The sequence below is a fragment of the Apibacter muscae genome (assembly GCF_007845635.1).
In the GTDB taxonomy this organism is placed as follows: Bacteria; Bacteroidota; Bacteroidia; order Flavobacteriales; family Weeksellaceae; genus Apibacter; species Apibacter muscae.
This window is the reverse complement of the sequence record NZ_SELG01000035.1, coordinates 33,811-52,051: the sequence shown is the minus strand read 5'-3', so window position 1 is coordinate 52,051 and position 18,241 is coordinate 33,811. Positions and strand designations below refer to the sequence as shown.

At 30.7% G+C, this 18,241-nt stretch carries 14 protein-coding genes and 3 tRNA genes; 5 read left to right on the top strand and 12 right to left on the bottom strand.

Going from position 1 to position 18,241, the window contains the following annotated elements; translation table 11 throughout:
- Nucleotides 1-71: 71 nt before the first annotated feature.
- Both guaA and ETU08_RS07885 read right to left on the bottom strand, forming a co-directional pair.
- Nucleotides 72-1,604: a glutamine-hydrolyzing GMP synthase gene (guaA, locus tag ETU08_RS07890; RefSeq protein WP_146262487.1), complete on the bottom strand. Its 1,533-nt coding sequence runs from the start codon at nt 1,602-1,604 to the stop codon at nt 72-74.
- A 48-nt stretch (nt 1,605-1,652) separates the two neighbouring features.
- Complete coding sequence (locus tag ETU08_RS07885; protein WP_146262486.1) at nt 1,653-2,831, bottom strand: sigma-54-dependent transcriptional regulator; 1,179 nt, start codon at nt 2,829-2,831, stop codon at nt 1,653-1,655.
- Nucleotides 2,832-3,001: 170 nt separating this feature from the next.
- On the opposite strand from ETU08_RS07885, the gene ETU08_RS07880 reads away from it, so the two are divergent.
- The 5 genes from ETU08_RS07880 to ETU08_RS07860 all read left to right on the top strand — a co-directional run bounded on the left by ETU08_RS07880 (nt 3,002) and on the right by ETU08_RS07860 (nt 10,145).
- Nucleotides 3,002-4,228 carry an isocitrate dehydrogenase (NADP(+)) gene (locus ETU08_RS07880; RefSeq protein WP_146262485.1) on the top strand — a complete coding sequence of 409 codons (1,227 nt, stop codon included), beginning with the start codon at nt 3,002-3,004 and terminating at the stop codon, nt 4,226-4,228.
- Between the two features lie 128 nt (nt 4,229-4,356).
- Nucleotides 4,357-5,247, top strand: coding sequence for a bifunctional methylenetetrahydrofolate dehydrogenase/methenyltetrahydrofolate cyclohydrolase FolD (folD, locus tag ETU08_RS07875; RefSeq protein ID WP_146262484.1), 891 nt, complete (start codon nt 4,357-4,359; stop codon nt 5,245-5,247).
- A gap of 148 nt (nt 5,248-5,395) precedes the next feature.
- Nucleotides 5,396-7,900, top strand: a complete 2,505-nt coding sequence (locus ETU08_RS07870; RefSeq protein ID WP_146262483.1) for an ATP-dependent Clp protease ATP-binding subunit — start codon at nt 5,396-5,398, stop codon at nt 7,898-7,900.
- Between the two features lie 213 nt (nt 7,901-8,113).
- Complete coding sequence (locus ETU08_RS07865; RefSeq protein WP_146262482.1) at nt 8,114-8,530, top strand: hypothetical protein; 417 nt, start codon at nt 8,114-8,116, stop codon at nt 8,528-8,530.
- Between the two features lie 181 nt (nt 8,531-8,711).
- On the top strand, nt 8,712-10,145 hold the full coding sequence (locus ETU08_RS07860; RefSeq protein ID WP_146262481.1) for a BspA family leucine-rich repeat surface protein: 1,434 nt from the start codon (nt 8,712-8,714) through the stop codon (nt 10,143-10,145).
- Nucleotides 10,146-10,295: 150 nt separating this feature from the next.
- Here ETU08_RS07860 and ETU08_RS11895 read toward each other — a convergent pair whose 3' ends face one another.
- From ETU08_RS11895 to ruvX, 10 genes are all read right to left on the bottom strand, one after another.
- Entirely contained in the window at nt 10,296-10,451 is a 156-nt protein-coding gene (locus ETU08_RS11895) for a hypothetical protein (protein WP_185145297.1), read from the bottom strand.
- Nucleotides 10,452-10,536: 85 nt separating this feature from the next.
- A tRNA-Arg gene (locus ETU08_RS07855) sits at nt 10,537-10,610 on the bottom strand.
- A 26-nt stretch (nt 10,611-10,636) separates the two neighbouring features.
- Nucleotides 10,637-14,086: a glycosyltransferase family 117 protein gene (locus ETU08_RS07850; RefSeq protein ID WP_146262480.1), complete on the bottom strand. Its 3,450-nt coding sequence runs from the start codon at nt 14,084-14,086 to the stop codon at nt 10,637-10,639.
- A 147-nt stretch (nt 14,087-14,233) separates the two neighbouring features.
- Nucleotides 14,234-14,980 (bottom strand): lysophospholipid acyltransferase family protein, encoded by a 747-nt coding sequence (locus ETU08_RS07845; protein WP_146262479.1) that lies wholly within the window; start codon nt 14,978-14,980, stop codon nt 14,234-14,236.
- 513 nt (nt 14,981-15,493) lie between these two features.
- Nucleotides 15,494-15,567: transfer RNA gene (locus ETU08_RS07840), tRNA-Asp, on the bottom strand.
- Between the two features lie 25 nt (nt 15,568-15,592).
- A tRNA-Asp gene (locus ETU08_RS07835) sits at nt 15,593-15,666 on the bottom strand.
- 103 nt (nt 15,667-15,769) lie between these two features.
- Nucleotides 15,770-16,543, bottom strand: coding sequence for a nucleoside triphosphate pyrophosphohydrolase (mazG, locus tag ETU08_RS07830; RefSeq protein WP_146262478.1), 774 nt, complete (start codon nt 16,541-16,543; stop codon nt 15,770-15,772).
- An 81-nt stretch (nt 16,544-16,624) separates the two neighbouring features.
- Complete coding sequence (locus ETU08_RS07825; RefSeq protein WP_185145296.1) at nt 16,625-17,206, bottom strand: DUF5606 family protein; 582 nt, start codon at nt 17,204-17,206, stop codon at nt 16,625-16,627.
- Nucleotides 17,207-17,242: 36 nt separating this feature from the next.
- Nucleotides 17,243-17,818, bottom strand: a complete 576-nt coding sequence (def, locus tag ETU08_RS07820; RefSeq protein WP_146262477.1) for a peptide deformylase — start codon at nt 17,816-17,818, stop codon at nt 17,243-17,245.
- Nucleotides 17,815-18,234, bottom strand: a complete 420-nt coding sequence (gene ruvX / locus ETU08_RS07815) for a Holliday junction resolvase RuvX (protein WP_146262476.1) — start codon at nt 18,232-18,234, stop codon at nt 17,815-17,817. Before ruvX ends, def begins: the two co-directional genes overlap by 4 nt.
- Nucleotides 18,235-18,241: the final 7 nt, after the last annotated feature.

The following is an 18,241-nucleotide window of genomic DNA, read 5'->3' as shown; positions in this document are numbered from 1 at the left end:
ATCTTAGGTATTTCTAATATATAAAAAAAATCCTAAATTTTTAATTTAGGATTTTAATATTGTTGATTAATTTATTCCCATTCAATTGTAGCAGGGGGTTTAGAAGAAATATCATATGCTACTCTATTAATACCTTTCACCTCATTAATGATACGGTTGGATACTAATTCTAAAAATTCATAGGAAAATTTAGACCATGTGGCTGTCATAAAATCTATCGTATTAGCAGAACGTATAACTGCCGTATATTCATATGTGCGCTCATCGCCCATTACTCCAACAGATTTTACGGGTAATAAGACAACAAAAGCTTGACTTACTTTGTCGTATAAATTATTTTTATATAATTCCTCAATAAAAATACTATCTGCTTCTTGTAAGATACTCACTTTTTCCTCATCGACCGCACCTAAAACCCTTATTCCTAATCCAGGACCGGGGAATGGATGTCTATATACTAATTTTTCTGGAATTCCCAATTCAACACCAATTTTTCTAACTTCATCTTTAAAAAGCTCACGCAAAGGTTCTAACAGCTGAAGATTCATTTCTTTAGGAAGTCCACCCACATTATGATGAGATTTTATTACTGCTGATGGTCCTTTGACTGATTGAGATTCAATAACATCTGGGTATATAGTACCTTGTGCTAAAAAGTCAACATTCTCAATTTTTCTAGCTTCTTCGTCAAAAACATAGACAAATTCGTTACCTATTATCTTTCTTTTTCTTTCAGGATCTTCAATATCCTTAAGTTTAAAAAAGAATCTTTCCTGTGCGTTCACACGTTTAATATTCATATTAAAATGCTCGCCGTAAATCTCCATTACTTTATCTCCTTCATCTTTACGAAGTAAACCCGTATCTACGAATATACAAGTCAACTGATTACCAATGGCTTTATTTATTAAAACGGCTGCAACGGAAGAATCAACACCACCAGAAAGTCCTAAAATAACCTTCTTATTTCCTACAACTTTTTGTATTCTTTTAATTTCTGTCTGGATAAAATCGGTCAACTCCCAATTTTTTTCACAATTACAAATTTCAAAAACGAAATTTTTAATTAAAGAAGAACCGTGTTCAGTGTGGGAAACCTCTGGATGAAATTGTACGGCATAGATTTTTTTCTCATCGTTTGCTATACAGGCAATTGAATTTGTAGATTTTCCTATTAATTCAAATCCATCCGGCAAAGTTGAAACCTCATCGAAATGACTCATCCAAACGGTGCTGTTTTTAGGAACATCTTTAATAATTGCGTTATCTTTTATAATATTAAATTCAGATTTTCCATACTCTCCTTTTTTACCTTCAGTAACTTCTCCTCCTAATAATTTAGAAGTTAATTGCATACCGTAACAAATACCTAAAATAGGAATTCCTAATTCGTAGATTTTTCTTTCTATAAGATGTGCATCTTCAGCATTAACAGAAGAAGGACCACCAGATAGGATAATTCCTTTAGGTTCATGGATTAAGATATCTTCAATGGGAGTATAGTATGGGAGTATTTCTGAGTACACACCAAATTCACGGATTCGACGTCCAATCAATTGGTTGTACTGAGAGCCGAAATCTAAAATAATAATACCGTTTTTCATTTATCTAAATATGTAATGCTTTAAATATAGTTTTTAAGTGTTTAATGTTTAACAAAAGCTATTTATATTTTCTATGGTAATAGGATCATTACCTAAGATTATTAATCTTTCAACCACATTTCTTAATTCTCTTATGTTACCAGTCCATTCAAAACTTTGTAATAATTGAATTGCTTCTTGAGTAAATTCCTTAATTTTTGAGCCATGTTCTTCCGCAATTAGTTTAGAGAAATGAGAAATAAGTAGAGGAATGTCCTCTTTTCTTTCTTTAAGAGCAGGCACTTTTAATTCAATAACAGAAATTCTATGATATAAATCTTCTCTAAATCTACCCTCTTTAATCTCTTCTTTTAAATTTTTATTTGTTGCTGCCAACACTCGAACATCAACCGAAGTTTCTTTATCGCTACCTACACGACTAACTTTACCTTCCTGCAAAGCACGTAATACTTTGGCTTGAGCAGATAAACTCATATCTCCAATTTCATCAAGAAATAAAGTTCCTTGGTCTGCTAGCTCAAACTTTCCAGGTTTGTCTTTTATTGCACCCGTAAATGAACCTTTCATATGACCAAATAATTCACTCTCGATAAGCTCGGAAGGAATTGCAGCACAATTCACCTCAATCATAGGTTTATTGGATCTTTCACTTTTCTCATGTATAGAATGTGCGACCAATTCTTTTCCAGTGCCATTAGGACCAGAAATAAATACTCTAACATCGGTAGGAGCAACTTTATCAATGATATTTTTTATCTCTTCTAAACTCTTAGAATCTCCAATCATCTCATATTTCTTACTGATTTTTTTCTTTAAGATTTTATTTTGATTGGAAAGTTTTTGGTTCTCATGAATTAAAAGCTTCTTGTCTAGGGCATTTCTTACCGCGCTTAATAATCTTCCTAAATCAGGAGGTTTAGAAATGTAATCGAAAGCACCTTTTTTTATACAATCAACAGCAATATCAATAGTACCATGCCCAGATATCATAATAAAAGGAAGGTTTGGTTTGTCAGCCATCACTAGATTAAGCAATTCCTCCCCGTCCATTTTAGGCATTTTTATATCACAAATTACAAGATCGTAATCATTTTTATCTATAAATTCTTTGGCTTTAACTCCATCATCCGCTTCATCAATTTCAAATTTTTTATTTTCATCAATAAGAATGTTTTTTAAAACTCTTCGAATTGATTCTTCATCTTCAACAATTAAAATTTTAGCCATAGGTTAAATAGTTTTAACGATGAACAAATATATAAAAACTTTAAAGATTGCATTTATTAACAAACTCTATTTAAAATTGTAAAAAAAAATTATTTGAGTAATGTAAATAGTATGTTTTTATTGCAAATTTTATTATATTTGAATAAAATCAAAAAGAAATCATTAAAATCATGAGAAAAATAAAAGTAATCAACCCTGTTGTAGAAATGGATGGGGATGAAATGACAAGAATTATTTGGAAATTTATCAAAGACAAATTAATATTACCATATTTAGATATTGATATAAAATATTTTGATCTGAGTATTGAGAATAGAGACAAAACCAACGATCAAGTTACAGTTGATTCGGCAGAAGCAACAAAAAAGTACAATGTAGCTATCAAGTGTGCAACCATTACACCGGATGAAGCTCGTGTGAAAGAGTTTAATCTAAAAAAAATGTGGAAATCTCCCAATGGTACTATTAGAAATATTGTAGGAGGTACAGTATTTAGAGAGCCTATTATAATGAAAAATGTTCCACGTTATGTACAAGGTTGGACACAACCCATTGTTATAGGAAGACATGCTTTTGGAGATCAATATAAGGCAACTGATATTATTACCAAAGGTGCTGGAAAATTAACGATGACTTTTACTCCCAATGATGGTTCAGAATCTGAATCTTGGGAAGTATATGATTTTAAAGGGGATGGTGTTGCATTATCCATGTATAACACGGATGAATCTATAAAAGGATTTGCACATTCTTCGTTTCAAATGGCATTAACCAAAAAATGGCCTTTATATTTATCTACGAAGAATACAATCTTAAAAGCTTATGATGGCAGATTCAAGGATATTTTTCAAGAAATTTATGAAAATACTTATAAAACAGAGTTTGAAAAAATAGGTATTACGTATGAACATCGTTTAATCGACGATATGGTGGCTTCTGCCATGAAATGGAACGGTGGATTTGTATGGGCTTGTAAAAATTATGATGGGGATGTACAATCAGATACCGTAGCTCAGGGGTTTGGTTCTCTAGGGTTGATGACCTCTGTTCTAGTTACACCGGATGGAAAAACTGTGGAATCAGAGGCTGCTCATGGTACAGTTACTCGTCATTTTAGATTACATCAAGAAGGTAAAGAAACCTCAACAAATCCAATTGCATCCATATTTGCTTGGACTAGAGGATTAATGCATAGAGGTAAATTAGATAATACCCCAGAGTTAGTTTCTTTTGCAGAAGCTTTAGAAAAAGTTTGTATAGAAACCGTGGAGAGTGGTAAAATGACCAAAGATTTAGCTTTATTAGTTAAAGGGAAGAATATGACTAAAGAGGATTATCTAAATACAGAAGATTTTTTAGATGCTATAGATAAGGGACTAAAGCAGAAATTAAATTGATCATTTAATTTTATAAGTTATTTAAAGAACTGTCAATTTATTGACAGTTTTTTTTATTTAAATCTTAGCTAAACTAAAATTACAGACAATTAGAATTGTTATATTTGTGTACTAAACAAATTAAATCAATGGCTAATATTTTAGACGGACTTAAATTATCAAAGCAAATAAAAGTTGAAATAAAACAAGAGGTTGAAGGATATAAAGATAATGGACTAAGACCTCCACATCTAGCAGCAGTATTAGTAGGCAATAATGGTGCTAGCATGACATATGTGGATAATAAAATTAAAGATTGTGAAGCTGTTGGATTTAAATCAACTTTAGTTAAATTATCAGATCAAACATCAGAAAAGGAGCTTCTTAATGAAATCGATAAATTGAATAAGGATGATTCTTTAGATGGATTTATTGTTCAATTACCCCTTCCAAAACATATAAATGAAGAAAAAATAATCATGGCTATAAATCCGGATAAAGATGTGGATGGTTTTCATCCTGAAAATTTCGGAAAAATGGCTTTAGATATGGAAACTTTTCTCCCTGCTACCCCTTTTGGAATTATGGTAATGTTAGAAAGATACAAAATTTCAACTGTAGGTAAAGATGTTGTAGTAATTGGCAGAAGCCATATCGTAGGAAGACCTATGAGTATCTTAATGAGTAGAAAAGGAAATCCTGGAGATGCTACAGTAACTTTGTTACACTCCAAATCTGAAAATTTAGAGGAATATACTAAAAAAGCTGATATAGTAATTACAGCTTTAGGCTCTCCACACTTTTTAAAAGCTGAGATGATTAAAGATGGCGCTGTAATTATTGATGTAGGAATTACTCGTATAGAAGATTCTTCTAAAGATCGAGGTTTTTATCTTGCCGGAGACGTAGATTTTGAAAGTGTATCACAAAAAGCTTCTTGGATCACTCCTGTACCAGGAGGAGTAGGACCAATGACACGTGCCATGCTATTAAAAAATACTATGCTTTCATATAAACGTAAAAATAAAGTAAATAATTAGCACGTACGACATTATGTCATTTAAAGGATGTTTAGTCATAAATAAGCTCTCTAAATATGGCTAAATTAGGCTGGCATGATAAATGAAATTAAAGTTTTATATGGATTTTAGATTTTATTATATCCATTAAAATTTATAAAAATTGTACATGAACGAAAATTTTTCACAACAAGTTAAAGATGTAATAAGCTTCAGCAATGAAGAAGTATTGCGTTTGGGTAGTGATCATTTAGGAACAGAACATCTTATTTTAGGAATGTTAAGGGAAGGCAATAGTAAAGCTTTAACAGTTCTTAGAAGTTTAAATATAGATTTAAGAGAATTAAGACATCAAATTGAAGGATTAAATGTAGTAAATCCAAATTCTAAAGTAGATAGAAATCAAATACCCTTTACTAAAGCAGCAGAAAGAGTTTTGAAGACTAGTTTTTTAGAAGCAAAACTTTTTAAAAGTCAAGAAATTGAAACCATTCATTTATTGATATGCATTTTGCGTATGGAATCAGATCCGGTAACACATATTTTTTCTAAATATGATGTTGATGTTAAAACAATTAGAGATGAATATAAACTTCAATTTCAAGACGATTTTCCTGCTCAAGTAGTAAATGAATTTTCTGAAGATGAAAAGGAAGGAGAGGATAGAAGTTATGAAGCACCTAAATCGGCCCCTAATACATCAAAAAGTAGGACACCAGTTTTAGATAATTTTGGTAGAGATTTAACACTTGCTGCCGAAGAAGGAAGGTTAGATCCTGTAATTGGAAGAGAGAAAGAGATTGAAAGAGTTTCTCAAATTCTAAGTAGAAGAAAGAAAAATAATCCATTGTTAATCGGTGAACCTGGAGTAGGTAAATCAGCAATAGCAGAAGGATTGGCTTTGAGAATTGTTCAGAAAAAAGTTTCAAGAGTACTTTATAAAAAAAGAGTTGTTACGCTAGATGTAGCTAGTTTAGTAGCAGGTACTAAATATAGAGGACAATTTGAAGAGAGAATGAAAGCTATAATGAATGAATTGGAAAAAAATTCAGATATTATTCTTTTCATTGACGAGATACATACCATTGTTGGAGCAGGAGGAGCAACCGGTTCATTGGATGCTTCAAATATGTTTAAGCCCGCTTTGGCTAGAGGAGAAATTCAATGTATAGGTGCTACTACTTTAGATGAATATAGACAATATATTGAGAAAGACGGTGCTTTAGAAAGACGTTTTCAAAAAGTAATTGTTGAACAAACTTCACCAGAAGAAACAGAGGAAATTCTTAAACAAATTAAGAATAAATACGAAGAACACCATAACGTAGTTTATACCGATGAAGCTATAAAAGCCTGTGTTGCTTTAACTGTGCGATATATTACAGATAGATATCTTCCAGATAAAGCTATTGATGCGCTTGATGAAGCGGGTTCTAGAGTACATATTAAAAATATAAAAGTTCCTCAGGAAATTTTAAATTATGAAAAAGAGCTTGAAGATGCCAGAGAAAATAAAACCACAGCTATTAAACAGCAAAGGTATGAAGAGGCTGCTAGGTTAAGAGATTTAGAAAAAGAAACAGAGGCTAAATTGGCTCAGGCACAAAGAAATTGGGAAAATGCATCTAAAGAAAAAAGAGAAATTGTAACCGAAGATAATGTTGCGGAAGTGGTTTCAATGATGAGCGGAATTCCTGTACAACGCGTAGCAGAAGGAGAGCTAAAAAAACTGGCTCAGATGAAAGATTTAATGAAAGGTAAGATTATAGGGCAGGACGAGGCAGTAGATAAAGTAGTTAAGGCTATACAGAGAAATAGAGCTGGTTTAAAAGATCCTAACCGTCCCATAGGTACATTTATTTTTTTAGGTTCAACAGGTGTTGGTAAAACTCAATTGGCTAAAGTAATGGCTAAGGAATTATTTGATTCTACAGATGCTTTAATTAGAATTGATATGAGTGAGTATATGGAAAAATTTGCGGTTTCCAGGTTAGTAGGTGCTCCTCCGGGATATATAGGATATGAAGAAGGTGGACAGCTTACTGAAGCCGTTAGGAGAAAACCATATGCCGTTATTTTACTTGATGAAATTGAAAAGGCACACCCAGATGTTTTTAATATTCTTTTGCAAATTTTGGATGATGGTCATGTTACTGATAGTTTAGGACGAAAAATAGATTTTAGAAATACGATCGTTATTCTAACCTCAAATATAGGCACTCGTGAACTAAAAGAGTTCGGTGATGGGGTAGGATTTGGTACTTCAGCAAAAAAATCAAATTCAGAAGTTAGGGCTAAATCAACTTTAGAAAATGCACTAAAAAGAACTTTTGCCCCTGAATTTTTAAATAGAATTGATGATGTTGTTATATTTAATAATTTAGATAAGGAAGATATATCTAAAATTATTGATATTGAACTTGGAAAAGTCTATGAAAGAATTGAAAAATTAGGATATAAAATTGAATTAAGCCAAGAGGCAAAAGAATTTATCATAGAAAAAGGTTGGGATAAAAATTTTGGAGCTAGACCTTTGAAAAGAGCAATCCAAAAATATATTGAGGACGTCATTGCGGAAGAAATTATTAATACTTCAATCCACGAAGGAGATTTTATTCAGATAGACCTGAACGAGGATAAAAATGGAACTAAAGTGTGTATACTATCTAAATAATAATAACATAATTTAATATGAAATTGAAAGAAAATTGAGCCAATCTTGGTTCAATTTTCTTTTTATTTTGTTGGTCAATAAGTCTTTTCATGATATCTTAAATTATGTATAGTTGATGAATTAAACCATTTAATTTAATTTATATCTATTTGAAAAAGTATTACTTATGTTAATTAGGTATAAAAAATTTATATATTTGAAAAAAAATTTAACATGAAAAACATTTTTTTATTATCGATTGTTCTATTAATCACTGGAATAACTATCTCTTGTTCTTCAGATGATGATATTCCTAAAGGTCTGTCAGCCAATCAATTTCCTCAGTACCAAGCAACTTTAATTGCATCTAAAAATGAGCCTATCAACACCAATGGAGAATTAAAATACGATGTTTATTATACATGCATGGTGGTAAATACAACAGATCAGCCGGTGGATGCTTTTCTAGTAGTAGACTTTTACATTAATAATAACCAATTTTCTTACAGCAATAAAGTATATCATTTCCCAGCTAAGGATACTTTATTGATTGAAGGTGTAGCTGAAGATGTTCCGGCTATGTATGCAGAATCAGGAATTAAGCGAATTAGATTAGACCCCAAAGCTTTGGCTGAAAATCCATTTAAGTAGATATTTGAATTATTAAAATGAAAAAGAGTTTCTAGGAACTCTTTTTTTTGATTTATTCAATAAATAATATTTATACATTTAATTGTTCAAACATAAAGTAAAAATAAATAATATAAAATATCACTTTTTTATATTAATATATTTTTTATGTTTTATATTTACAAAATATAAAACATAAAAAATGAAAAAAATTTTATTTATCTTTAGTTGCTTGCTATTATTATTTAGTAGCTGTAGCGATGACCTAACTGATGGCATTACCACAGGCGAAGTTCAACCCACTTCCCATCAAATACGTTGGTATGGAACCCAAACTCCAATCGGAGTACAAAGCTTAGGGGTCTCCGACGGCTCCAAAAGATGGAATCAAGACGCAGGCATATACATCAAATTTATCAACACTCCTACAGACCCCATCATAATACAAAAAATAAAAGACATAGCCAGCGAATGGGAGCAATACGCAGGAATTCAATTCCACTATGTAGAATCCGGACAAAAAGCAGACGTACGAATCGCTTTTGATTGGAATGGAAATGACTGGTTAACCTGGTCTTATACCGGAAACGACGCAAAAAAAATATCCGATCCCAATCAACCCACCGCCGTATTCGGAGGTTTACAATACCAAGATGAACAACAATTCAAAGGAGACGTACTACGAGTATTTGGACAAATCCTAGGATTAGACTATGAACAACGACATCAACAATGGACAGAGAACGGATATTGGAGAAATCCCGAAAAACTCCAAACCTATTGGGAAGACTTCTTTGAAGGCTATACTATGGACTGGGCGGAAATAAGACAATATGTCTTCGATCCCTTAACCTCAGAAAACTCCTTACAACTTTTAGAAACCAAAGAACTGGATGAATCCTCCATAATGGCATGGCCCTACTATATACGCTCCCAAACACTAAAACTATTAGCCAATTATGAACTTTCCGAAGGTGATAAAGCCTTTATAGCTAAATTATATCCTAAAAAAGGTTCAGAAAACGGTTCAGGAAATGAATCTGGGAATGGTTCTGAAAATGGTTCTGAAAATGGTTTAGAAAATGGTTCAGAAAATCACTTACCTACCATACAGGAAGCTTGGATTGATACCGGTTATTTTAGATGGGTTAATGATAGTAAAACAGCCGTTGTAATTACTGCTAAAGGATTAAGTATGCAATATTTACCTGATGTTTCTGATGGCGAGCAATTAACAACAGCAAAAAGCATGTTTTTTGGAGCTGTATTATTAATAAAAGCACCAAAATTTAATACCAAAAATATAATTGATTTTGGTAATATGTTTGAAAACTGTTCATCTTTATCAGAAATTCCTTTATATGATTCTTCAAAAGCTATTAATTTTTCCTATATGTTTAATAATTGTATATCTTTAAAAACTATACCACTTTTAGACACATCTAAGGGTTTATATTTTAGGGGTATGTTTAATGGTGCAATGACATTAACCTATGTGCCTAATTTAGATACATCGAGAGGGGTTACTTTGTATCGTATGTTTTATAATTGCAGATATTTACAATCTAAACCTGACTTAGTAATACCTCCTTCAGCAATTGTAGATGAAATGTATACAGCTACCCCATTTGGTTAATATATAAATAATACAAATTCTACTAAAAGCTAGGAGTTTAAACTCCTAGCTTTTTTTATTGGTTGAATTTCTTGCATTCTTTCCTCAATAATCCTATAAAAAAGTGAGAGGGAAGGTTAATTTTTTACTAAAAATAAATATAAGTTTTACTTATTGCTTTCCTTGTGAAGAAATATGAAGATACATACGATGCTCTCCCTGTTTATTAGGCTGTGTTCTTGGAACAAATCTGGTATTCATTAGAACAAAGATTTTATTTGTTCTAAAGTTTGTTCTAAAAGAGGATAATTTAATTAGTTTTTCCATTTTAGATATATTTTTATAAGTGACTGACTTATAAAAACATAGCCTGATTTTAAAGTGTTGTTTTTTTTTAATTATTAAGCAATTGTGACCGCGGAGGGATTCGAACCCCCAACCCTCAGAGCCGAAATCTGATATTCTATCCAGTTGAACTACGCAGCCTGAATTTTTTGCAATATTATAAAATATTATTTTAATTCCTCGTAAACATTCAATATTTCTTCTGCTTTTTGTTTTCCATAAACTGAATCTATTGAATGTAATAATTGAAACATTTGCCCATAAGAAAACTTCAAATTATTAAAGGAAGCGGAGTAATTATTTTTACTATTTTTCCCTAATGTTTTAAATTCTTGTAATCTTTTATCTAAAGGTTTCATTGAATTGTCTATGTATTTAACTGCCTTTTCTTTTTGGTTCATTTTTAAATAAGTATTGGCAATTTCGCTAATTAAATAGGTATAGGAATTAGAAAGATTATCCATGTCATCAATAACAAAGGTCTGTGATTTAGGGGATAGTGATAAATAATAGTTCAATTCGTCAAGTAATTGATTTTTATAAATATCAGCAAGTTTTAATCCTTCTTCTTCTTTACCAATTTGTAGGTAAGAAGTAATTATAGAGTTGTATGAAGGAGTTGCGGGATACATACTTAAAGGAATTTCAGTATTTATTAGTTCAAGTATTTCATTAGATTTTTTATTTTCACCAATATTAGCTAATTCTTTAGCAGTTCTACCTAAAGATATACGGTAATTAATGATATTACTTCTACAAGTTTCATCAAAATAAGCTTTGGGATCTTTTAAATTTCCAAACTTATAATTTTTTACTAATTGATACAGAGTGTTAGGATTCACTCTACCTAAGTTCCCTAATTCATCATTAGGAGTATATATAGGTGATAGCTTTGATACTAAGCCTTGATATTCTAAATAATTGTTCGCATACATTAGATTGGATGGAGAGTAAGTTCCTCCGGAACTAAAGTAAATAGATCGATCCCAGTTATAATTGGCTAATAAATCTAGCATGGCTAGTCCATCTTTACCTAAGGAAGATCTTCCTATGGTTAAAACTATGTCATTTACTATTAAATCAGCATCTTCAGGTTTTACAATTCCATATTTTAAAGCATTTTCTTTATTTACAGGTATATAGAATTTATTTACTGGAAGTAGTCCAATATCATCTTTATTAAGATCTCTATCATCATAGACAGTCGCAAGTAAATTTTTTAGGCTTTTTTGATCATCTTTATTTTTTAAAAAATTTATTGCTTCTTTAGCGGAAAGGCTATCTTGAGTTGCAAACTTTTTAAACTTTATAAATTCTTCAGGAAGATCCTTGGCAGGAATTTGCTGGAAAAGTTGGCTCCAGAAATTTTTATTAAGCAACATTATTTGATCATTAACACCGTCTCTATATTCTTCATGAGATAAAGAATGTGGGAGAGAAGGAGCGGTATATGTTTTTCTGTGTGTTTGATCTATGTACCATGCAGTTCCTAGTAAAGTATAATTAATAACCTTGGCATCAGGTCTAAATTCTTCCGTTTCTTGCAAAGCCCATAGTGGGTAAGTATCATTGTCACCATACACAAAAAGTATAGGATTATTTTTATCCAATCCTTCTAGATAACTCTTAGAAAAATCATAGGCAGTATATCTTCTGCTTCTATCGTGATCGTCCCAGTTTTGAAAACCCATTAAAAGAGGAACTCCAAGAGTTAATATTCCTAAGACTAAGCCGATTTTTTTCTGATTATTTTTTTTGAATTGATGCATGATGGCAGATACGCCTAATCCTATCCATATGGCAAATGTAAAAAAGCTAGTTACTAAAGCATAATCTCTTTCTCTGGGTTCAAAAGCTTTAATGCTTGTGTATAAAATAATACCAACACTTGAAAGTAGGAATATAGCAATTAAAGCAAAATTTCTTCTCGGATCTCGGTTTAGTTGAAAGAAGAATCCAATAAGCCCAAGTATTAGAGGAAGAAAATAATATTTATTCGTTGCTTTGTTTATATAGGTAGCAGGAAGTTTGCTCTGATCTCCCAAATGCATTTTATCAATAAAATTAATTCCGCTAATCCAGTTTCCTTTAGTGCTTTCGTAATTTCCTTGTATATCATTTTGCTTTCCTACGAAATTCCATAACAAGTAACGAATAAACATATATCCCATTTGGTAGGTCATCATGAAATCTAAATTTTGACCCAGTGTAGGTTTCTGTACTTTCAACAAATCATTTTGTTTAGCAACTTGGTAATCTCTTATTCTAATGCTTCCATTTTCTAGTTTAGAATTTAAATCCTCATAAATTTTTTGTGCCTCTGGATTTTGATAATATGAGGGATTTAAAGAAAATTTTGGGTAACCTTCCATTAACCCATAATTTTCCATAGCTCCAGCATCTGGGCTATACATTCTAGGTAAGAGGCTTATGTGTTCAGGGTTAAATTTATAGTTAAAACGTCTACCAGTTTCAATATACCTTCCTTCTTCTTCATTTTTTTCATAAATAGGACCGTTATCTTCTGTACCAATGATTCCGTTAGGATCTAAGTAAGCGGTATAATTTGCACCGTAAAATACGGGCCAATCTCCATACTGCGCACGGTTGTAATAATCTAGCATTCCAATTGCATTGTCAGGATCATTTAGGTTAATGGGTGTATTAGCCTGAGCTCTAATGGGTAAGGCTAACCAGCTTGAAAAACCTATTAACATAAATAAAATTGAAAGTATTATGGTATGTACTAAACTTAGTTTATGTTTATGTGTATATTTTAAACCGAAATAGAAAACTAAGACAATAACAATAAATGCAAAAATTGAACCCGTGTTAAATGGCATTTGTAGTTTGTTTACAAAGAAAATTTCCGATTTACCAAAAAAGGACATGGTGTAAGGGAATATAACTTTAAATACCAATATGAATACAAATCCAATGACCGCACTAGCTATTATAAAGCTTTTCCAAGTAAATGTGTATTTTTTTATATAGTAAATGTAGCCTAGGGTAGGTACGATTAAAATTACCATTAAGTGTACGCCAACAGATAAACCAATGATTAAAGAAATTAAAACAATCCATCGATCGGATCTTGAACTGTCATCATTTTCCCATTTACACATTAACCAAAGTAATAAAGCCGTAAAGCAAGATGCAGCCGCATACACTTCACCTTCTACAGCAGAAAACCAAAAAGTATCTGTAAAAGTAAAACTTAGCGCACCTACTGCACCACTAAGTATTAAAGTAGCTTTTTGATAAGCAGTTAAATCATCGAGTTCTATTTTAGAAAATAAAAGTTTTCTTGTTAAATGTGTAATTGTCCAAAAAAGGAATAGGATGGTTAAAGCACTCATAATTGCAGACATGGCATTGATAACCAAGGAATACTTGGTACCGTCTCCCATGGCTAAGATGGCCCAAACAGCTCCTAATAATTGAAAAAATATGGCTCCTGGAGAGTGAGTAACTTCAAGCTTTACAGCAGAAGAAATGTATTCGCCACAGTCCCAAAAACTAAAATTAGGCTCTATGGTTAATAAATAAGTTATTGCAGCAATGATAAATACTAATAATCCTACAAGATTGTTTAGTTTTTTAAAACTTAATTTCATATTCCCTAAATTATGCCTCGCGAATATACTAATATTATTACTTTAAGTAGTTTATATGGTTGTATTTTAACAAAAAAATAATGAACTAAAACAATTAAATTTATATTTGAAAGATAGCGGTTACAAAAAAAATTAATGAAATTAAATTTAAACTATATGATCCTTGTTAATGTGTTTAACAATTTGATTTTCGGTTTCTATAAATAATTCATCCAAAGATGTACTGCTTACTTTTATGGGTTCATGAACTAATAATTCTATACAGTTTCCAATACCCATAGGAAATGCTCCCCAAAGCGTCATTTTCCATGAATTGTTAATAGTCACAGGTACTACGTATGCGGAGGGTGAATTCTTACATAGTATCTTAAAACCTGCTTTTGCAAAAGTGCCAGGTTTCCCAGTTTTACTTCTAGTACCTTCTGGGAATATTACAGCTGCTCTATTGTGTTCTTCAATATATTCAGCCATAGTTTTTATTGCCGATAACGATTGTTTAGGATCTTTTCTATCGATTAAAACGGAGTCGCCATGAGTTAAATTATATGAAATACTAGGTATACCTTTGCCAAGTTCAATCTTACTAATAAATTTTGGATGAAACTTTCTGAAAAACCATCCAATACTAGTTGTATCGTATAAGCTTTGATGATTGGCCGCTATAATTAAAGGCTCGTTGGAAGGTATTTTATCTAAACCTAAAACTTTATATCTCGTTCCTAAAACATAAGTATTTGCAACCAGAAAAAAACACATAATATCTACACTTTTTTTATGTGCACCATAACCAAAAAGATTTAAACAGAGCCATTGAATGATATGAAAGATTAATAGTGTAGAACCAAACAATAAATAATAAATAATTGAAAGAGGATATGCGATAATTTTTTTCATTTTATGTTATTGAACATCTTTAGAATTTAAAATATTTTTAAATTTTCAATAAAATTTAATTAAGAAACATAAATTTTAACGAAATCTATTTTTACTTTTTGAAAATCTATATTTATACTTTTGAAGAAGAAATAATATCCATATTTCAAAATATATATTAATAATTTAAAATATCAATAGAAGACTAACAATTTTTAATCAATAGTTCCAATGATTTACTTATTTGCATCCTTCATATATTATGGATAAAATTTGCAATATAAGCTATTTGTTATCTAAAAAGTATGATAAAGTAATAATATTCTATGATTAAAAATAATTCTTAAAAGCAAAAGTTAGACCATCTTAAATGTAAATTTAGTAAACAAGATAATAGTATTAATAAACTTTAAGCAATGTATTAATTTATATTAAAGTAGATTAATGATTTATTTTACAATGGAATAGCAGAAGGATAAAAACTCATACATGTGTAAAAAAAATTGATAATGTATCATTATCAATTTTTTAAAGCGATCCGGACGGGACTCGAACCCGCGACCACCTGCGTGACAGGCAGGTATTCTAACCAACTGAACTACCGGATCAAGGTAGTAATATGTATAAATTTAGCGATCCGGACGGGACTCGAACCCGCGACCACCTGCGTGACAGGCAGGTATTCTAACCAACTGAACTACCGGATCATTATATAGTCGTTAAATTAATAACTGAACTATTATTTTTTAGTGGTGCAAAGATAATAGCATTTTTCTATATTACAAATTTTTTTAGTAAAAATGTAGGATTTTATTTATTATGAATGGATTTTGCTTCATCCCAAAAATATTTCAATTCATTCAAAGATAGATTTTCTATTTCTAAATTTTTATTCTTAATTAAATATTCCATAGTCTGGAATCTTGTTATAAATTTTCTATTCGTTTTTTCCAATGCATTCTCAGGGTTTATATTTTGTCTATGTGCAAAATTTATAAGTGAAAATAAAATATCTCCAAATTCTTGCTCTTTGTTTTCTAAGTTATTCTCATTCTCAAATTCTTCTATTTCTTCTTTAATTTTATTTATATCCTCAGATTCATTTTTGAAATCAAAACCTATTCCTTTTACCTTATCTAAGATTCGGTATGCTTTGATCATTGAAGGTAGGGAGGAGGGTACTCCTTCAAGAACGGAATTTCTTCCTTCTTTTAATTTTAATTTTTCCCAATTTTGTTTCACATCATTTTCATCCTTTACATTTACTGAACCATAAATATGTGGATGTCTATAAATAAGTTTATCACATATAGAATTTAGTACATCGACAATATCAAATTTATCACTCTCTGAGGCAATTTTAGAGTAGAATACAAGATGAAGCATAAGATCTCCCAATTCTTCTTTTATCTCCTTGTAGTCTTTATTTTCTATAGCTTCTAGCAACTCATAAGTTTCCTCCAAAGTTAGAACACTTAGACTTTGGAAGGTTTGTTTTTTGTCCCAAGGACATTCTACTCTTAATTGATCCATAATATCTAAGAGTTTATTAAAAGATTCCAATTGTTTTTCTCTAGTACTCATATTCAATTAAAAATTAAATGAAAAAGGTATCAAAAATTTTTGATACCTTAATAAACTTATGATTTTTTATGTTTTATGCTTTTATTGATCAATCTTCTTCTTTGAAGTTTTACTTTTTTCTTCTGATTTTGTTTTAGGCTTAGATTCTTTTTTCTCAGCTTTTTTAGAGGCATTTTTCTCAGTAACCTCTATATCTAGCGGGGCTTGGTTGTTTTCTGAAACCTCTTGGTTATTTTCAGACTCCACCTGTGCCATATTTGCTAAATAAGTTTTAACACCTTCTTCTGTTAAAATTTTATTTTTTATCAAAATATTATACCATGAAAAAAGTTTTTTTAAGTCAGAATTGTAAACTCTATCTTGAGCGTAATCTGGTTGTACTTCTTTCATTAAAGTATGTAAGGCTTCAGAATTATTTTTCTCAAACTTCAGTTCTTGAAAATTGTGTTTTTGCGCAATAGAGATAAACACTGAAATTAAAGAAACTTCAGATTCTTGGGTATAAATTGAAATGTTTTGTATTAAACTTACTTGGCTATTTGCATTGATAGATGATTTTTTTTGAGCATCTAAATCTTTAACGATAAATCCCCCTCGGGTTTGCGATAAAAGTTCAAATAAACCAGGTTTTCCAGTAATAGATATAACTTTAGTAAGATCCATATGTTTGGGTTATAATTTTAGTTTTAAATAAATATTTTAGTTGGATGGAAATTTAATTCTGTAATCCACCTTAATTTTTCCTTTACTAATTTGTGTTAATTTGCTTTTTAATAATTTCTTTTTTAATGGAGATAAAAGGTCTGTAAATAAAATACCTTCTATATGGTCGTATTCATGTTGAATAATTCGTGCTCTTATATCCCCAAATGTCTCTGTATGAAATTCCCAATTTTCATCGTAGTATTCTATGGTAATTTTTTCTGGCCGTGCAATATCTTCCCTTATATCAGGAATACTTAAACAACCTTCATTAAATTTCCAAGGTTCTCCTTCTGTATGAATTATTTTAGGATTAATAAATACTTTTTTACAATTTAAAAGTTCATTCTTAAGGTCAGAATATTCTTCATCTTCTGCAAGTGGAGCAGCATCGATTATAAAAAGTCTTTTATTTAAGCCGATTTGTGGAGCTGCTAAGCCAATCCCATTGGCTTTATACATAGTTTCAAACATATTAGTAATAAGATTATCTAATTCAGGAAAATCTTTATCAATATCCGTAGTTTTTTTTCGTAATATAGGCTCACCATAGGCATATATAGGTAAAATCATAACTTAATATTTTTATCTAAATAAGTTTGAAGAATTAAAGTAGCACTTACTTCGTCCAACAAATGTTTGTTTTCTCTTTGCTTTTTATTTTTTCCGCTTAAACTGATGGCATGAGCGGCTATTTTAGAGGTAAATCTTTCATCTATACGTTCAATAGGAATGCTAGGGAATAAACAATTTATTTTCTTAATGCATTCTTGAATAGAGTTTTCAATAATAGACATGGTACCATCCAAACGAGTAGGAAGACCTATTATTATTTTTTGCACGGAATTATCCTTCATATATTTACTTAAGAAAGGGATTAAATCTTTAGTAAGAATTCCTGCCAGTCCACTTGCAATGATTTGAAGATCATCGGTTTCAGCCAAACCCGTTCTTTTTTCGCCAAAATCAATGGCTAAGATTTTAGGCATTTTGAAT

Coding starts and splice junctions, on each gene's coding strand:
- guaA (WP_146262487.1), bottom strand. CDS start 1,604: ATGAAAAACGGTATTATTATTTTAGATTTCGGCTCTCAGTACAACCAA.
- ETU08_RS07885 (WP_146262486.1), bottom strand. CDS start 2,831: ATGGCTAAAATTTTAATTGTTGAAGATGAAGAATCAATTCGAAGAGTT.
- ETU08_RS07880 (WP_146262485.1), top strand. CDS start 3,002: ATGAGAAAAATAAAAGTAATCAACCCTGTTGTAGAAATGGATGGGGAT.
- folD (WP_146262484.1), top strand. CDS start 4,357: ATGGCTAATATTTTAGACGGACTTAAATTATCAAAGCAAATAAAAGTT.
- ETU08_RS07870 (WP_146262483.1), top strand. CDS start 5,396: ATGAACGAAAATTTTTCACAACAAGTTAAAGATGTAATAAGCTTCAGC.
- ETU08_RS07865 (WP_146262482.1), top strand. CDS start 8,114: ATGAAAAACATTTTTTTATTATCGATTGTTCTATTAATCACTGGAATA.
- ETU08_RS07860 (WP_146262481.1), top strand. CDS start 8,712: ATGAAAAAAATTTTATTTATCTTTAGTTGCTTGCTATTATTATTTAGT.
- ETU08_RS11895 (WP_185145297.1), bottom strand. CDS start 10,451: ATGGAAAAACTAATTAAATTATCCTCTTTTAGAACAAACTTTAGAACA.
- ETU08_RS07850 (WP_146262480.1), bottom strand. CDS start 14,086: ATGAAATTAAGTTTTAAAAAACTAAACAATCTTGTAGGATTATTAGTA.
- ETU08_RS07845 (WP_146262479.1), bottom strand. CDS start 14,980: ATGAAAAAAATTATCGCATATCCTCTTTCAATTATTTATTATTTATTG.
- mazG (WP_146262478.1), bottom strand. CDS start 16,543: ATGAGTACTAGAGAAAAACAATTGGAATCTTTTAATAAACTCTTAGAT.
- ETU08_RS07825 (WP_185145296.1), bottom strand. CDS start 17,206: ATGGATCTTACTAAAGTTATATCTATTACTGGAAAACCTGGTTTATTT.
- def (WP_146262477.1), bottom strand. CDS start 17,818: ATGATTTTACCTATATATGCCTATGGTGAGCCTATATTACGAAAAAAA.
- ruvX (WP_146262476.1), bottom strand. CDS start 18,234: ATGCCTAAAATCTTAGCCATTGATTTTGGCGAAAAAAGAACGGGTTTG.